The 17,091-nt window shown below is 74.9% G+C and carries 4 protein-coding genes; all 4 read right to left on the bottom strand.

From position 1 onward, the window contains the following. The 4 genes from GA0070562_RS05765 to GA0070562_RS05750 all read right to left on the bottom strand — a co-directional run bounded on the left by GA0070562_RS05765 (position 1) and on the right by GA0070562_RS05750 (position 17,082). On the bottom strand, positions 1-12,858 hold the full coding sequence (locus GA0070562_RS05765; RefSeq protein WP_217493415.1) for a non-ribosomal peptide synthetase: 12,858 nt from the start codon (positions 12,856-12,858) through the stop codon (positions 1-3). Between the two features lie 160 nt (positions 12,859-13,018). Then, entirely contained in the window at positions 13,019-13,963 is a 945-nt protein-coding gene (locus GA0070562_RS05760) for a DUF6039 family protein (protein WP_091416421.1), read from the bottom strand. Continuing rightward, positions 13,960-16,296 carry an ACP S-malonyltransferase gene (gene fabD, locus GA0070562_RS05755; protein ID WP_091416418.1) on the bottom strand — a complete coding sequence of 779 codons (2,337 nt, stop codon included), beginning with the start codon at positions 16,294-16,296 and terminating at the stop codon, positions 13,960-13,962. Before fabD ends, GA0070562_RS05760 begins: the two co-directional genes overlap by 4 nt. 12 nt (positions 16,297-16,308) lie before the next feature. Further along, on the bottom strand, positions 16,309-17,082 hold the full coding sequence (locus GA0070562_RS05750) for an enoyl-CoA hydratase-related protein (RefSeq protein ID WP_091416413.1): 774 nt from the start codon (positions 17,080-17,082) through the stop codon (positions 16,309-16,311). Positions 17,083-17,091 lie beyond the last annotated feature (9 nt).

Raw genomic sequence — 17,091 nt, 5'->3', positions numbered from 1 at the left:
TCAGGTGCCGTTGTGCGAGCCGGCCGACTGTCGCCGCGGGTGGGAGCGTCCCGTCAAGGAGTCCGGGGCGGCCGGAAGGAAGTGCAGGTCGAGAAGGGAGGCGGTCCCGCGGTTCGACGGCGGCGGGGCGGACGCCGGTGCGCGGTCGAGCCAGTGGCGGCGCCGCTGGAACTCCGGCGGCGGCAGCGGCGTCCGGGTCACGGCCGCTCCGGCGCGGTCCGCCGGTTCGACGGCGGTGGCGATCAGGTGGGCGTTGGTCCCGCCGAGGCCGAAGGCGCTGACCCCGGCCGATCGCCGGACGCCGGCCGGGAAGGGCCGGGCCTCGGTGTTGGGGAAGAACGGCGAGGCGCCGAAGTCGAAGCGGGGGTTCGGCACGTCGCAGAAGAGCGTCGGTGGGATCGTGCCGTGCTCCAGCGACAGGATCACCTTGATCAGGCCGGCGATGCCGGCCGCGCTGAGCAGGTGACCGATGTTGGACTTGACGCTGCCGATGGCGCAGAAGCCGCTGCGGGTGGTGGCTTCCCGGTAGACGTCGGTGAGCGCCCGCAGCTCGATCGGATCGCCGATCATGGTCGCCGTGCCGTGCGCCTCGATCATCGCGATGTCGTCGGGCCGCCGGCCGCTGACCGTCAGGGCCCGGCGTACGACGGCGGCCTGAGCAGCCGGGTTCGGCGTGGTCAGGCCCATCGTCCGGCCGTCGTTGTTGACCGCGACGCCGTCGATGACGGCGTGGACGCGGTCACCGGCGGCGATCGCGGCGGCCAGCGGGCGCAGCAGCAGCACCCCGCAGCCCTCACCGGGCACGAACCCGTCGGCGTGCTCGTCGAAGGTGCGGCACCGGCCCGACGGCGACAACGCCCGGGCGGCGCTGAACTCCAGATAGGGCTCCTCGTCGAGCAGGACGTCGACGCCTCCGGCGAGGGCGAACTCCGACTCGCCGGACAGGAGGCTCTGCACGGCCAGGTGCACCCCGACCAGCGCCGAGGAGCAGGCACTGTCGACCACGAGGTTGGGACCGCGCAGGTCGAACTGGTGGGCCACCCGCGCGGCGATGAAGTTCTGGTCGCCGCCGAGGCCGCCGCCGCTGCCGTACCGCCGCCGGTAGCCGGACATCCGGGCGCCGACGAAGACGCCCACGTCGCGGCCCTGCAACTCGGCCTCCGGATAGCCGGCGTCCCGCAGACACGCCACGGTGCCCTCCATGAACAGCCGGATGGCCGGGTCGAGGTGGCGGGCCTCGTCGGCGGTCATGCCGAAGTGGTCCGGGTCGAAGTCCTCGATGCCGTCGAGGAAGCCGCCCCACCGGCTGATGCTGTGCCCGGGCGCCGGCGTGGGCCGGTACAGCGACGTCACGTCCCAGCGCGCCGGCGGCACCTCGTCGACCGCGCATCGGCCGGCCACCAGGTTGTCCCAGAAGGTGGCGGTGTCCGGCGCCCCCGGGAACCGGCAGGCCATCCCGACGACGGCTATCCGGCGGTCCGCCGGGGCGGGCGCGGCGCTCGGCACCGCGACGGCCGGGCCGGTGGCGACGGCGGCCGGCGCGGCGGGGGTCAGGGTGGCGAGGTACGCGGCCAGCCGTTCCAGCGTGTCGTGGTCGAGCAGGGTGCTCGGCTCCAGGCGGCGGGCCAGTCGGTCCTCCAGCCGCTCCAGCAGTTCCCCGAGCATGATCGACTCGACGCCCAGCTCGTCGAAGGGCGTGGCGGGATCCAGGTCGGACGGCGCCGTGCCCAGCACCGCGCAGAACAGGCCGGTGAGCCACTGCGGCACGGGTGACGCCTCCGCCGTACCGGGAACCGCCGTGCCGGAAGCCGGCGGCGCGGTCGCCGGGGGCGCCGCGGCCGGTGACCCGGCGACGGTACGGGCGCCGATCAGGTCGAGCGGGTCGAAGCCGGGTACGCGGCCCCGCCAGGGCAGCAGCACCGTGGCCGGCGGCAGGGCGAGGACCTGTTCCAGCACCGCCAGCCCGTCCTCCTCGCTGAGCGCGTGCAGCCCGGCCCGCTCGCAGGCCCGCGCCGCGGCGGGGCCGGACGCGCTGCCGGTCCAGGCCGGCCAGTCGACGGACCGGAACCACGGGCGGCCGGACCGGACCTGATATCCGGCGTAGAGGTCGAGGAAGGCGTTCGCGGCGGCGTAGTCGGCCATTCCGGCGCCCAGGGCGGGCACGCTCGCCGACACGGACGAGAAGAGCACGAAGAACGACGGCTCGTCGGCGGCGCACAGCTCGGCCAGCACCTCCAGGCCGTCCACCTTGGGTTCGGCGACCGCCCGGATGTCCGCGAGGTCACGACGGCCGAGCGACACGGCGCCGCGTGAGCTGGTGCCCGCGCAGTGCACGACGCCGCCGATCGGTCCGAGAGTCGCCCGTACCTCGTCGAGGAAGGCGGCGAGCCGGGTCCGCTCGGCGAGCGAGCCGGAGAAGACCGCCACCCGGGCCCCGGAGCGTTCCAGCTCGCGCAGGTGCGCCACCGCCTCGCCGGTCGCCGCGTCGGCCGGGTGGTCCCACCGCTCCCTGGGTGGAAGGGTACGCCGCCCGGTCACGACGAGGTTGCGCGCGCCCAGCCGGACGAGCCGCCGGGCCGCCGCGGCACCCAGGCCCCGGGTTCCCCCGGTGACCACGTACACCCGGTCCGGGTCGAGGCGCGGCGGGGACGCGGCCGGCTCCAGCCGGAGGACGCCCGGGACGTACCGGACCCCCGCCCGGTACGCGACCTCCGTGGACGCGTCCGCCGCGGCCCACTCGGCGACGATCTGGGCCGCCGCCTCGTGACCGGTGCCGTCCAGGTCGACGGCGGAGGCGGACGCCGTGGGGTACTCGGCGCCGAGCACCCGCACGAAGCCGGTCAGGCGGGCGCCGGCCCGCCGGGGTTCGGCGCCGGGCAGGTCCTGGAGCCCTCGGGTGACGTGCACGATCCGCAGGTCCACGCCGGGCCTGCTGTCGACGAGGTGCTGCACCATCGCCAGGCGGCCTGCCCACCCGTCGTCGTCCGGGCCGTCGTCCACGTCGCACAGGTCGATCCATCCGCGCACGTCCGGCCGCCGGTCGAGGATGTCGTGGACGGTCCCCGGAATAGCGTCGCCGGTGTCGCCGCCGGGCCCGCCGACGGCCACCAGGACCGTCCGGTCCCGGCCGAGCAGGCCGGCCAGCTCCGCGGCGAGGCGGGCGGACGGGGCCCGGTGCAGGCAGATCACGGTGCCGGCATCCGGATCCTCCGCGGGCGGCGCGGCGACGGGCTGCCAGGTCCGGCCGTACAGCGGCACCGCGGGCGCGGCGCGGGGCGGGACGGCGGGCGTGGCGGCGGCCTCCGGAAGCCAGCACCGGACGGTCGCGAACGGGTACGAGGGCAACGCGACCAGGCGCCGCCCGGACGGGTGCAGCCGGGCCCAGTCGACGTCCGCTCCGCGTACCCACTGCTGTGCCAGCGTCGGCAGCGGCACCTCCGCCGGGTCGGGCCCGACGCGCAGCGGTGCCGCTCCGGCCGGAGCCCGGCCCCGCAGCACGCCCGTCGCGTCACCGGCGAGGAAGCGTTCCAGCTGCGCGGCGAGGCCGGCGACGTCGGCGGCGATCACGGCGAGACGCTCGCGCAGCGGCTCGCGACCCACCTGGAGCGTGTAGGCGATGTCGGCCAGCCGTCCGGGACTCGCGGCGTCGCCGGCCGTCGCGCGTGCCAGCAGCCACCGGGCCAGCCGGCTCGGGTCGGCGGCGTCCGGCGCGCCGTCCGGCAGGCGCCCGGCGGCGATGCCGGCCAGCTCGCGCAGCAGCACGCCGTCGGCCGGCGCCGGGTCCGCGGCGCGCAGGAACCGCACCAGGCGGTCGGCCACCGCCCGCAGCCGTTCCTCGTCGCGGGCGGACAGCACCACGAGCTGGGGGCCGGCCGCGTCGGGGGCGGCGGCGGGCACGTCGTCGTACGCCTCGACGACGACGTGGGCGTTGCTCCCGCCGGCGCCGAACGCGCTGATCCCCGCGCGGCGCGGCGCCGGCCGGCCGGCGCGGTCGGTACGGCCGTCCGGCCAGTCGGCAGCCGTCCGCTGCACGGCGAACGGGACGTGGTCCCAGTCGATGCCCGGGTTCAGCTCGGCGGCGTGCAGCGACGGCGCGATCCGGCCGTGCCGCATCTGGAGCACGACCTTCGTCAGGCCGGCGATGCCCGCCGCCGCCTCGAGATGACCGATCGTGGACTTCACCGAGCCGATCGGGACCGAACCGGCGGGGAGGTCCCCGTACGCGCGGCTGAGCCCGGCGATCTCGATCGGGTCGCCCAGAGCGGTGCCGGTGCCGTGTGCCTCGACGTAACCGATCGTCGCGGGGTCGACGCCCGCCCGGTCCAGCGCCGCCCGGATCAGGTCGCCCTGGGCGACGGGGTCCGGCACCAGGTAGCCGTTGCTGCGACCGCCGTGGTTGACAGCGGTCGCCCGGATGACGGCGTGGATCCGGTCACCGTCCGCGACGGCCCGGCGCAGCGGTTTGAGCAGCACCGCGCCGACGCCCTCCCCCGGTGTGAACCCGTCACCGCCGGCTCCGAAGGCGCGGCAGCGGTGGTCGCCGGAGGTCATGCCCATCCGTCGCTGCTGGCGGAACTTGTTCGGGTGCAGCGAGAGGTTGACGCCGCCGGCCAGTGCCACCTCGCACTCGCCGGCTCGCAGGCTCTGCACGGCCAGGTGCACAGCGGTCAGCGACGAGGAGCACATGGTGTCGACGGCGAGGCTCGGGCCGTGCAGGTCGAAGGCGTACGACACGCGGTTGGCGATGCCCGCGACGGTCGAGCCCGCGTCGACCGGCGGGCCCGCCAGGCTCTGCTCGACGCCGAAGAACGGGTACTCGTTGTGCATGACACCGACGAACACGCCGACCCGCGAGCCGTGCCGGGCGCGCAGCCGGGAACGCGGGTAACCGGCGTCGTCCAGCGTCTCCCAGGCGGTCTGGAGGAACAGCCGCTCCTGCGGGTCCATCAGGTCGGCGTCACGCGGCGTGATGCCGAACAGCAGCGGGTCGAACCGGTCCACGCCGTCGAGGAAGCCGCCCCGCATGAGGTCGACCGGCCACCCGGGCCGGGCGCGCTCGGCCGGCAGCGGACCGACGCAGTCCAGTCCGTCGGCCAGCACCTGCCAGAACCGGTCGAGGTCGGGCGCCTGCGGATAGCGTCCGGCCAGCCCGATGATCGCGATGTCGTCGGAGCCCGGCGCGGCCACCGGCTCCGGCACCGGCGGGGCCGCGGACACGGCCGGTGGTACGGCGGACGCGGCGCGCGCGGCCAGATGGCCGGCCACGCCGGCGAGATTCCGGTGCTCGAAGAACAGGGTCCGCGAGGTCTCGCCGAAGTCCCGCTCCAGGTGGGCGTTGAGCTCGGTGACCAGGTACGACGTCAGGCCGTAGTGCTCCAGCGGCACGGTGGGCCGCACCTGCTCCAGCGGTATGCCGCTGACCTGCGCGAACCGCTGCCGCAGCAGGTCCTCGATCCGGGTGTGGTCCACGGTGACCGCGGGCGGCGCGGAGGCGGGCTCGGGCCGCTCGAACGGCGCGGACGGCAGCGGCACCCGCCGGGCGCCGGCCGGGACCAGCGGGTGCAGGTCCACGTCCTCGCCGCTCAGCCACCGGTCCACCGCGTCGGGCGGGTCCGCCGGGGTCCGGCGCAGGGCGGGATGGGGCGCGTCACGGACGAACGCGCCGAGGGCGTCGACGAGGGTGGCCAGGTCGGCGCAGCGGACGGCGAGCCGGTGCGGCCGGTCGCGGCGACCGGCCAGCAGGGTCAGGGCGACGTCGGCGAGCGCCGGCTCGTCCGGGGTGCCGGTCACCCGCAGCAGGCGCTCGTGCAGGCGCCGGGCGTACTCCCGCAACGCGTCCGGGCCGGCTGCGGACAGGACGACCGGCTGGTCCTCGCCGGCGCGGGGCGTGGCGGCGACCGGGTCGGGCGCCCGCAGCACCGCGTGCGCGGAGGAGCCGGTCGCGCCGATCGCGTTGACCAGGATGCGGCGCGGCGTGCCCGCCGGCCAGTCCTCGGTGTGCCGCACCAGCCGCACCGGCAGGCTGTCCCACGACACGAGCGGGTTCACCCGGTCGGCGACCGCGGTGGCGGCGAGCCGGTCGTGGCGCAGTTGCAGGAGCGCCTTGGTGAGCTGGGACAGCCCGGAGGCGGCCTCAAGATGTCCGATGGCGGACTTGATCGTGCCGGCCGGCACCGCCGCCGGCAGCGGCTCGCGGGCCAGGACCCGGCCCAGCGCCTCCAGCTCCGCGGCGTCGGTCATCGCCGCCCCGGCGGCCGCGCACTCGACGTACCCGATGTCGGCGCCGGTGCGCCCGGCGTCGGCCAGTACGGCGGTCATGGCGTCCCCGAGCGCGTCCGCGGACGGCGCGCCGAAGCGGCCGGTGTGGCCGCCGTGGCCCGCCCAGGTGCCTTCGATGACGCCGTGCACGGTGTTCCCGTCCCGGCCGGCGTCGGCCAGCGGCCGCAGCAGCACCGCGCCGACCCCTTCGCCGGGCGACCAGCCGGCGTGCTCGGCGGAGAAGGCGCCGAGGGCGCCGCCGTCGGTGAGCAGGTCCAGACCGGCCAGTAGTTCCAGGTGGTACGGGTGGGTGAAGAGGTTGGCCGCGCCGACCACGGCCGCGTCGCACTCGCCCCGGCGCAGGCTCTGCACGGCCAGGTGCAGGGCGGTCAGCGACGACGAGCAGGACGTGTTGACGGCCAGGCTGGGACCGGCGAGACCGAAGTGGTGGGAGATGCGGTTCGGGATGTCCGAGGCGACCGCGGAGGTCCGGGTGCGGCCGGTCGCCCGCAGTTCGTCGGCGCCCACGTGCTGGTGGTCGTGCCACATCAGGGCGACGAAGACGCCGATGCGCGGCGCGGTACGGCGCAGGTCCGCCGGTGTGTGGCCGGCGTTGTCGAAGCACTCCGCCACCACCTCCAGCAACTGCCGCAGCTGCGGGTCGAGGGTGCGGGCCTCGGCCGGCGAGATGTGGAAGGCCAGGCTGTCGAAGCCCTCCACGTCGGGAAGGAAACCGCCGGGCACGGGCGGCGCGTCCGCCGGACGCGGCCGGTGCGCGATGCCGGCCCGGTGGACCGGCGGCGCCGCGATCGACACCCGGCCGGCGGCCAGGTTGTCCCACAGCCGCTCCGGGTCGGGGGCGTCCGGATAGCGTCCGGACACGCCGACGACGGCGATCTCCGGGCCCGGCCCGGCCGGTACGGCGGGCGAGGGCTGCGGCGCGCAGAACGCCGGGCGGCCGCCCTCGGCGGTGGCGGTGGGTGTGATGTCCACCGGGCCGGCCAGGAACGCCTGGAGGAACAGGTGACCGTCGTCGAGCCGCAGAGCGGTGCGGACCGGGTCGGGAGCGACCCCGCCGATCGGGCACAGGCCGATGCCGGTGGCCGGCTGCGCCATCATCAGCAGCTGACCGAGATACCCCGCCTCCAGCGCGAGGAACCGGTCGGTGTCCTCGCCGTAGAGCGGTTCGACGGCCGGACGGCGGCCGACGAGGTAGATCTCGAACGCGGCGCGGTCGGCCAGCGGACGGTTGTAGTGGAAGTGCGCGGCCCGGCCCGGGCCGGCCGGTCCGATCAGGCGCAGGGCGTGCTCGACCGGGTAGTAGTAGTAGGCGCCCGGCTCGACCCCGGCCACGCCGCCGGGATGCACGACCAGGTGGACCTGGACCGCGTACGTGTCGCCGGCCGAGGGGTAGAGCGCCCGGGTCCGTTCTCCGGTCTCGACGGTGCGCAACAGGCTGAGCAGGCGGGCGAACGCGTCGTGCGGCACCGGGCCGGACCGGAACTCGCGACGGCTCTGCCGCCACCGGTAGTGCTCGTCGGCCGGCCGCAGGTCGGGCAGCGCCCGGCGTACGTCGCCCGCCTCCGGCGGGCGCAGGTGCGCGCGGGTGGCCTTGAACGCCGCGCGACTGCCGGCGTCGAAGAAGTCCAGGCGCTCGGCGACGTCCGGCTCGGGCGGGGCGACCGGTGCGGTGGCCGCGACCGGCTCCGGCGCGGTGGCCGGAGCGGCGACCGTCCCCTCGGCCGCGACCGGCCCGTCGGCCCCGGAATCAGGTACGGGGGTGGCCGCGCCGAGGCGTGGCGCCAGATGCCGCGCCATGCCCGTGGCGGTGGGTTCGGAGAGCAGGACCGACACCGGGATCCGCTCCCGGTGGCGGCGTTGCAGGGCACCGGAGACCTGCACCATGGTGAAGGACGTCGCGCCCAGGTCCCACAGGTCCGACTCGACGTCGACGTGCGCGACGCCGAGCCGTTCGGCGAACATGGCCGCGATCTCGGCGGCGAGATCGGCCACCCGGATCCTGCCGGCCGTCTCCGGCGCCGCCTCGGCCGTTCCCGAAACCGTCTCGGGCGTCGCCGAAACCGCCTCGGGCAGGTCCGGTGCCGCCTCGGGCATCCCGGTGCCCGGGGGTGCCGGTGACGCCGGAGCCACGCCGGACTCGACCGGCCACGGCAGCGCCGCCCGGTCGAGCTTGCCGTTCGAGGTGGCCGGGAACTCGCCGACGAAGACGACGACGTTCGGCACCATGTAGTCGGGCAGCGCCTCGGCGGCGTACGCGCGCAGGTCACGCACCGCCGGCGTGGGGCCCGGGCGGGGGATGACGTAGGCGACCAGCTTGTTGTCCCCGGCGGCGTCGCTCCGGGCGAGCACCACGACGTCGTGGACGGTCTCGTGCGAGCGCAGGCGGTGCTCCACCTCGCCCAGCTCCACCCGGAATCCGCGGATCTTGACCTGGTGGTCGGAGCGGCCGAGGAAGCACATCGTCCCGTCCGGGAAGTAGGACGCCAGGTCGCCGGTGCGGTACATCAGCTCACCGGGCGTACGGGCGAACGGGTCCGCGACGAAGCGTTCCGCGGTCAGCCCGGGCCGGCGCCAGTACCCGGCGCTGAGGCAGTCCCCGGCGATGTAGAGATCGCCCGCCACGCCGACCGGGCACGGCTCCAGGTCGTCGTCGAGGATGTAGTAGCGCGAGTTGTCGATCGGGCGGCCGTACGGGATGCTGCGCCAGCGCGGATCGACGAACCCGATGCGGAAGTAGTTCGACCACACCGTGGCCTCGGTGGCCCCGCCCAGACTGACCAGGTGCGCGTTCGGGAACACGTCGCGGACCTGGTCGGGCAGGGTCAGCGGGGTGTAGTCACCACTGAGGAAGACCAGCCGCAGGTCGGTGGCGCCGGGGTCACCGACGCGCGCGGGCAGCAGTGGCGCGAGCTGGTGCAGCGTGGTCGGCGCGGAGTTCCAGAAGGTCACCGGCTCGTCGAGCAGCACGTCGAGCAGCAGTTCCGGGTCCTTCTGCTGGGCATCGTCGGCGACGTAGAGGCCGGCGCCGCGCCCGAGCAGCCCGAGGATGTCGAAGACCGACAGGTCGAAGCCGAGGGACGTGACCGACAGCCCGAGATCACGCTCGTCGAAGGCGAAGGTCCGGTACGCCCAGTTGAGCAGGTTCAGCACCGCGCGGTGCGCGACCGCCACCCCTTTCGGCCGGCCCGTGCTGCCCGAGGTGTAGATGACGTACGCGATGTCGTCCGGCCCGCTGACCGGTGGCGGATCCGTACGTGTCTCCGGCGGGCCGGCCGCGGGCGCCTCCGGGTCGACGCGCCGCACCTGGTCCGGCAGGTTCCAGCCCTCGGTGGCGGACCCGGTCAGCAGGAACGCGGCACCGGCGTCGGCCAGCATGAACCCGGCCCGCTCCGACGGCAGTCCCGGCTCGACGGGCAGATAGATGCCACCGGCCTTGAGCACCCCGAGGACGGCCGCGATCATGCCGGGGCCACGCCGCAGGGCGATGCCGACCACGGTGCCGGGGCCCGCGCCGAGGTCTCGCAGCCGCCAGGCGATCGCGTTCGCGTCCCGGTTCAGCTCGCCGTAGCTGAGCGTGCCGGTGGTGGACCGCACCGCGACGGCGTCCGGGCGACGACGGGCCTGCTCCTCGAACAGCAGGTGCGCCGGACCGTCGGCGACGTACGGGACCGAGGTGTCGTTCCAGGCGTACACGACGGTGTCCCGGTCCACGGTGGCCGCCGGCGCGGCGGCGGCCGTGACGAGTTCGGCGATGCCGCGCCGGTATCCGGCGAAGAGCCGGTCGGCGGACCCCTCGGCGAAGTCGGCGTCGACGACGTCCCAGAAGAAGCTGAGCCGGTCGCCGTCGTCGACGGCGTTGCTGTCCAGAGACACGTCCGGGGTGCAGGTGAGCCACGGTCCGGCGGTGACGCCGCCGGGCAGCGGGTGATCGGCCAGTTCCAGGACGGACGTGTAGACGACAGGCAGCGCGAAGGGACGTGACCTCCGCTGCCGCATCACGATCCGGCGCAGCTCGGCCAGGCCGCTCAGCGCGGGCGCCTGCGCGTCCGCCCGGATCTGCGCCTGCGCGTCCCGCGCGAGCGCGATCAGGGCGCGGTCGTCTCCCGGCGTCACGGTCAGCCAGCTCAGGGCGGTGAACTCCCCCGGCCGGTACGGCTCGGCCTCCTCGGTCCAGCGCACCACCGGCACGGTGAACGGCTCCTCGAACTCCGTTGCCAGCGCGCGCGTCAACGCCGCCACGAGCAGCGCGTCCGGCGTCACGCCCTGCGCGGCGGCCCAGGCCCGCACCGACCGCCACCCGTCGACGTGGCCCTGGAGGCGACGGCGGCGGCGGTCCGCCGCGTCCGGGGCGACCGGCAGCGCCGGACCGGGCGGCAGCTGCGCGAAACGCCGCTGCCAGTACGCCGGCCAGTGGCCGTCCCCCGCCGGCGGCTGCCGCTCCCCCTGCGCCCGGAGGTACTCCTCGGCCGGTACGGGCGGCGTCGGCGACGCGTCCGGGTCGGCGTAGCACCGCAGCAGCTCACGGAACAGCACGTGCATGCTGCGCCCGTCGAGCAGCACGAGGTCGAGGGCGAGGTGCAGCGAGGCCCGGCCCGGCGCGGTACGCGTCACGCGCAGTTCGCACTGCGGCGCGCGGCCGAGCGGGAAGGCCGTCCGTACCATCTCCCGCGCCATCGCCGCGTGGACCGCCTCGGGATCCGGCTCACCGCTCAGGTCGATGTCCGGGATCCACCACCAGCGTGGCGGCCGGGCGCTGACGTGCAGGTGCCCGTCGAGGGCGAGCACGCTGCGCAGCGGGTCGTACGCCGCCACCAGGCGCAGCCAGGCGGCCTCCAGACGGTCGAGGTCGAGGTCCTCGACATCGAAGCGGTGATAGACCTGGCAGCCGTTCCACGGCGCGCCGCCGTCGGTGGCCCGGGACACGTAGTAGGCCATCTGAAGCTCGTTGAGCGGCCGGACCTCGACGTCGTCCCCGTCGTCGACCGCCTCCAGCGCGGTGCGGAAGGCGCAGAACAGCGTCTCCGGCAGCCCGGCCGGCAACCGGCCGGCGGCGATGTCCCACCGCAGGCGCAGCTCACCGTCCTGCTCCCACATCTGGTGGTCCAGGACGACACCCGACGTACGGCTGGAGGCGTGGGTCACCGCGGCGGCGAAACCGTGGGGGTCCGGCGCGGGGCCCACGTCGAGCAGGCTGGTGAAGACGACCGGCAACGCCACGTCGGCGGCGGTGCGGTCGCGGCGCCGGCGCTCCCGCAGGGCCGTGACCCCGGAGACGGTCCGGTGTCCCAGGTCCGTCCAGAGCTGCTCGTGCACGGCGCGTACCGCATCGCCGAACGGCAGGTCGGTCATGGCCCCGGTCACGAACACGCTGGTGTCGGTGAACGGCCCGATCAGCTTGTCGGCGTCCCGGGGCAGCTGCGGCCGGCTGCTGGTGGTCAGCACCAGCGAGAACGAGGTGCGACCGGCGTGCCGGGCCAGTGTCTCGGAGAACAGGGTCAGGACCAGGGCCGTCGCGGAGACCCCCAGGCTGTCGGCCCGGGCGCGCAGCACCCGCCACTGCCTGGCGCCCACGCGACCGGTCAGCACCCGGCGGGTGGCCAGGTTCTCCCGCGCCGGTCGCAGGCCGGCCAGCGGTCCGGGCGGCAGGTCGCGCAGCCGGTCGGTCCAGTACTCCAGATCCGCGCGGTAGGCGTCGGTGTCCTGCTGCTCCGCGAGCGCCAGCAGCGCGTCGCGAGCGGTGAACGCGGCCGCCGGCAGGTCCGCCGCGGGGTCGGCGTAGCAGCGACCCCAGTGGTCCAGCAGCAGTGCCATGCCGTGCCCGTCGACGAGCATCGCGTCGATCGCGACGTGCACGGTGGCCACGCCGTCCGGGCCCGGTGTGATCTCGACGGCGTGCATCGGCCGGTCGCCGGGCTCGAACCGGAGGGCGCCGAGGCGGTCACGGACGGCCGCGACCCGCTCGGCGTACGCGGTGGCGGTGGGCTGTGCCGGGTGCACCACCACGGCGGACGGCGGCACGTCCTCGGTACATCGCTGCCGGCCGTCCGCCTCGACCACCATGCGGAGCATGTCGTGGTGGGCCACGACCCGCGCCCACGCCGCGCCGAGCCGGCCGGTGTCGGCGTCCGGCACGACGAACTCGCGGTAGAGGTGGCAGCCGACCGGGTCGTCGGTCAGGTCGGGGTCCTTGCCGAAGACGTACGCCTCCTGCAGCGGCGTCAGGTCGAAGGGCTGCCACCGGTCGGCGGGCCGGGCGGTGAGCGGACTGAGCGCGCCGGCCGCATCCGGTCCGGTCCCGGCGGCGGTGACGAGCTCCAGCAGGTCGGCCGGGGTGGTGCCGGGCCTGAGGCGCTCCATCGGAACCTCGACGCCGAAGGCCACCTGTAGTTCGAGCACCAGCCGTGCCGTGGCGACGGAGCTCAGGCCCGCCGCCCGCAGCGGGACGCCCCAGGCCGGCGGGGGTCCGTCCGGCAGCACCGCCGCGAGGACCTCGGTCAGTCGCGCCGCCGCCGGTCCGCCGGGTCCGTCGCCGGGTCCGGCCGGAGCCTGCCGATCGTGTGCCCCACCGCGTGGTTCCACTTCTCCTCCTGTACGAGGAAAGAGCACGTCCCGCATGCGGCGCAGAGCCGGCCCGCGGTTCGTGTGACGCCACTTCCGACGCTGGTCAGGGACGCTAATCACGACGACGGCGCCCGGCTGCTCATAACTGAGCAACCGGGCGCCGGGGGTGTTCAGCAGGTCAGCGGCCCGCTTCGGGGGCGGTGGCGTACATGCCCCAGTGCTGCGGGGTGAGGGCGGTGTCGGTCATCGAGCCCTGGACGAACATCCGGGCCCAGCTGCCACCGCCCCGCTCCGGCTCGATGCGCTGGCGGAAGAAGATGTCGCGCACGCTCGCGTCCCGCACGTGCAGCTCGAGCAGCCGCTGGTAGGTGGCCAACGACTTGAGGTGGATCAGCCAGTGGATCCGGTCCTGCGTGCCGAACGCCTCCTCGTACAGGAAGGCGGTGGCCTCCCCCGGCAGGTTGCGGTTGATGGCGTCGGCGGCCTCCCGGGCGAACTGCCGGGCCTCCGAGCGGAAGTCGTAGACGATCTCCGCGGTCCGGTGGATGACGATCCCGGCGTTCGCCGAGTGCATGATCTGGTCCGCCGGGATGTCGGTCTGTGCCTGCGCGCCGGGCAGGGTGCTGTTGCCCTGGGAGCGAAAGACCTCGCTGTGCTCCTCGGCGCCGTGCTCGGTGCGGGTGCCGTACATCCCCCAGAACTGGGGCAGCAGCACCGTCTCGCGCAGGCTGCCGTCCAGGAACAGGCGGGCCCAGGTCCCGCCGCCCTTCTCCTCGGGGATGTAGTTGCGGGAGAAGGTGTTGCGGTACGACTCGTCGCTGTCGCCCATGTGCACGAGCGTCTCGTACTGGTCCATCGACGACATGTGGATGAACCAGTGGATCCGGTCCTTGACGCCGAACGTCTCCTCGTACACGAACGCGCTGGCCACTCCGACCTGCTTCGTGTTGATGTACTCGGCGATCTCCCGGGCGAAGGTGCGCCCCTCGGAGCGGAACTCGTTGCGCAGCTGGCCGACCCGCTCGACGATCATGCCGGAGTTGGCGGAGTGGAGGATCTCGTGCGGGCTCAGCGACGTCTGGTGCTGCGCCGAGGGAATGGGGGGCGGACTCTGGTCGGTCATCCTGTCGCTCCTTCGGTGAACTGGTGGTACCGGGTGCCCAGCAGGGCGGCGGCGCCCTCCATGAGGCGCTCGGCGATGACGTCGACGTGCCGATCGCGCCAGTCGGCCAGATCCGTGCCGTCGACGAAGCGGTTGAAGGCACCGATGGCGGGGCCGGTGTGGATCTGGAAGTTGACGCGCTCGTCCAGGACCCCGCGCAGCGCCATCCGGCTGGAGTGGACGAAGTACCAGCGGAACACCAGGGCCATCCGGTGCTTCTCCTGCCGGTTCGCCCGTGGGATCTGCTCGGGGTGCCGCCGTTGCAGATAGCGCCGCGTCTCGTCCCACACCTCGTCGAAGGACCGGCGGAAGTAGGTGTCCTCGATGGTGCGGCGGGTCCGCGCGTCGATGTCGCCGAGCGACTCGTGCTGGCGGTACAGCTGGTAGAGCCGGTTCGCGCGGGCCGGGAAGAGGGTGCCCTTGCGCACCACCTGCACCCGTGCGCCGAGTTCGAACATGTCGCCGGCCGGCGCGTACGTGGTGTCCTGCACGTCGAGCGTGGCGAGGATGTCCTTGACCGCCGGTGACGTTCCGGCCTGCGGGCTGCACTGGTTGACCGACCCGGTGACGACGAACTCGGCGCCCAGCGTGAACGCCGCGGCGACCGCCTCCGGTGCGCCCAGGCCGCCCGCCGCGCCGATGCGGGGCCGTTCCGGGTAGCGGTACTCGGCGACGACCCGGTCGCGCAGCCGGGACATGGTCGGCAGCAGTGTCAGCGCCACCCCGGCGTCGGTGTGCCCGCCGGAGTCCGACTCGACGCAGACGTCCGCGCTGACCGGCAGCTCACGGGCCACGTCGGCCTCGGCGGTGGTCAGCCGGCCGTCGTCCACCAGCCGCCGCAGCAGCGACTCCTCCGGCGGGCGGAGGAACTTCTCGGCGACCTCCGGGCGGGACACCTTCGCCAGGACGTTGCGGACCGCCACCGGCCGGCCGTGGGCGTCGCGGTGGGCGCCGGCGAACCGGGCGTGCACGAGCGGCGCGGTGATCCCGGTGTAGCCGGCGGCCTCGACGAACCGCACGCCGTGGCGCACGTAGAGGGCGGCCACCGCGGCCTCGTGGTCGGGGTCGTCCACGGCGTGCAGCAGGTTGGCGCCGTACGGGCCACCGCGCCCCAGCTCGCGGCCGAGGACACCCAGCGCGTCGTCGATCTCGTCGAGGGTGAGGCCACCGGCGCCGAAGAATCCGAGCAGACCGGCCCGGCCCATCCGGAGCACCAGGTCGACTGAGCCGATGCCCTGGTACATGGAGCCGCTCAGATAGGCGTACCGGACGCCGTAGGCGCGGCGGAACGCCGCGGAGCCGAGCAGTTCCGCGCGCACCGGCCGGGGCACGGCCGGCGGCCCCGCGACAGCGGCCGGGGACGCCGGAGCCGGGGACGCCGAGGGCGCCGGGGCCGAGGGCGCCGGGGCCGTGGCGACGCGTGCCGGAAGACCGGCGGCGGGCGCGGCGGCGGGGACCGTCTCGGCGGTGCGCCAGATCCGGCTGAGCACGGTGCCCGGGCCCAGCTCGGCCACGCCGGTGACGCCGTGCTCCCGCAGCCACCGCACCGTGTCCCACCACCGCACCGCACTGCGGATCTGGCGGCCGAGCAGGTCGGCCACCGCGCCCGGCGGGTACGGCCGGGCGGTGACGTTCGAGATCACCGGCAGGCGTGGCTCGCGGAACGTCACACCGGTGAGCACCCGGGCGAACCGGGCCGCCGCGTCGGCCATGTAGCGGGAGTGGAACGGCGCGCTCACGTTGAGCGGAACGCACCGCACCCCGGCACGTCCGGCGAGCCGGTCGGCCGCCACCCGCAACGCCGGTTGCGGCCCGGAGATCACCACCTGGGCGGGCTCGTTGTGGTTGGCGACGTCGAGGACCCGCAGCGCGTCCTCGGCCAGTTCCGCCGCGAGCTGCTCCATCGGGAGCCCGATGATGGCCATCATCCCGCCGCCGGTCACCTCGCCCATCAGCCGGCCGCGCTCGTGCACCAGACGCAGCCCGGTGTCGAAGTCGAAGCAGCCGGCGGCGAAGAGTGCGCCGTACTCGCCGAGGCTGTGGCCGGCGACGACGTCGGGGGCCCCGCCGTCGTCGACGCGCGCGAGATAGGTGAGGGCGTGCACCACGAACAGCGCCGGCTGGGCGTACCGCGTGTCCCGCAGCCGGCGGTCCGGATCCCGCTCGCACAGCTCCCGTACGGAGTACCCGAGCAGTTCGTCCGCGCGGCGTACCAGGTCGGGGTACCGGGCCAGGACGTCCGCTCCCATCCCGCGTGCCTGCGATCCCTGCCCCGGGAACAGCCAGGCGTCCATGCGCGTGCCTCCTCAGCTCTCCCAGGGGAACTTCCCGTGCGCGGCGAAGTCGGCGATGCGCCGCCGTACCGGCGCCGACGACATGAGCCGGCCGAACTCCCGCACCGCTGCCGCCTCGGTCTGCTCGGAGATGATCCACAGCTGGTCGAAGTAGCGTTTGGTGTCGGCCACCGTCGCCCCGTCGATCCGCGACGCCCGCATCAGCAGCCGGCGCAGCGCGGCGTCCGGGTCGTCGGTGACCTCGTCGACCAGGCCGCTGCGGGCGGCCTGCTCCGCGCCCACGGGGTGGGTGCCCAGGGTCATCGCGTACGCCTTCTGGAACCCGACGCGCCGGATCAGGAACGGGAGCACGCAGCACGGCAGCAGGCCCCACAGCGCCTCCGGCAGGCTGAACCGGCTGCGCGGGGTGGCGTACACGAAGTCGCTGGCGGCGGCGATGCCGACGCCGCCACCGGCAGCCGTGCCGTCCACCTGGGACACCACGACGCGGCCGATGGTCGTGAGGCGCCGGAGCAGGCCGAGGAACTCCCGGGCGCCGTTCTCCGCCAGCTCGTCGGTGCCGGCTCCGGCCGTCCCCGCCTCGGCCAGGTCCATGCCCATCGAGAAGATCCCGGCCTCGCCCCTGATCACGACGAGGCGGCAGGTCGGCGACTGCTCCGCCCGGTCCAGCGCGTGGTGCAGGTCGGCGAGCAGCGCGGAGGTGATGCTGTTCTGCCGGTCCGGGCGGTTCAGGACGACGGTGAGCACCGCCGCCGACTCGGAGAGCCGGACGGTCCGGCCGGGCATCGTCGCTGC

This window comes from Micromonospora tulbaghiae, assembly GCF_900091605.1.
Classification (GTDB): domain Bacteria; phylum Actinomycetota; class Actinomycetes; order Mycobacteriales; family Micromonosporaceae; genus Micromonospora; species Micromonospora tulbaghiae.
The sequence above is the reverse complement of the archived record's forward strand: the minus strand, read 5'-3'. Positions and strand labels throughout refer to the sequence as shown.

What these genes read in the sequence shown, in the direction of transcription:
- GA0070562_RS05750 (WP_091416413.1), bottom strand. Translation starts at nt 17,082, where the DNA reads ATGCCCGGCCGGACCGTCCGGCTCTCCGAGTCGGCGGCGGTGCTCACC.
- fabD (WP_091416418.1), bottom strand. Translation starts at nt 16,296, where the DNA reads ATGGACGCCTGGCTGTTCCCGGGGCAGGGATCGCAGGCACGCGGGATG.
- GA0070562_RS05760 (WP_091416421.1), bottom strand. Translation starts at nt 13,963, where the DNA reads ATGACCGACCAGAGTCCGCCCCCCATTCCCTCGGCGCAGCACCAGACG.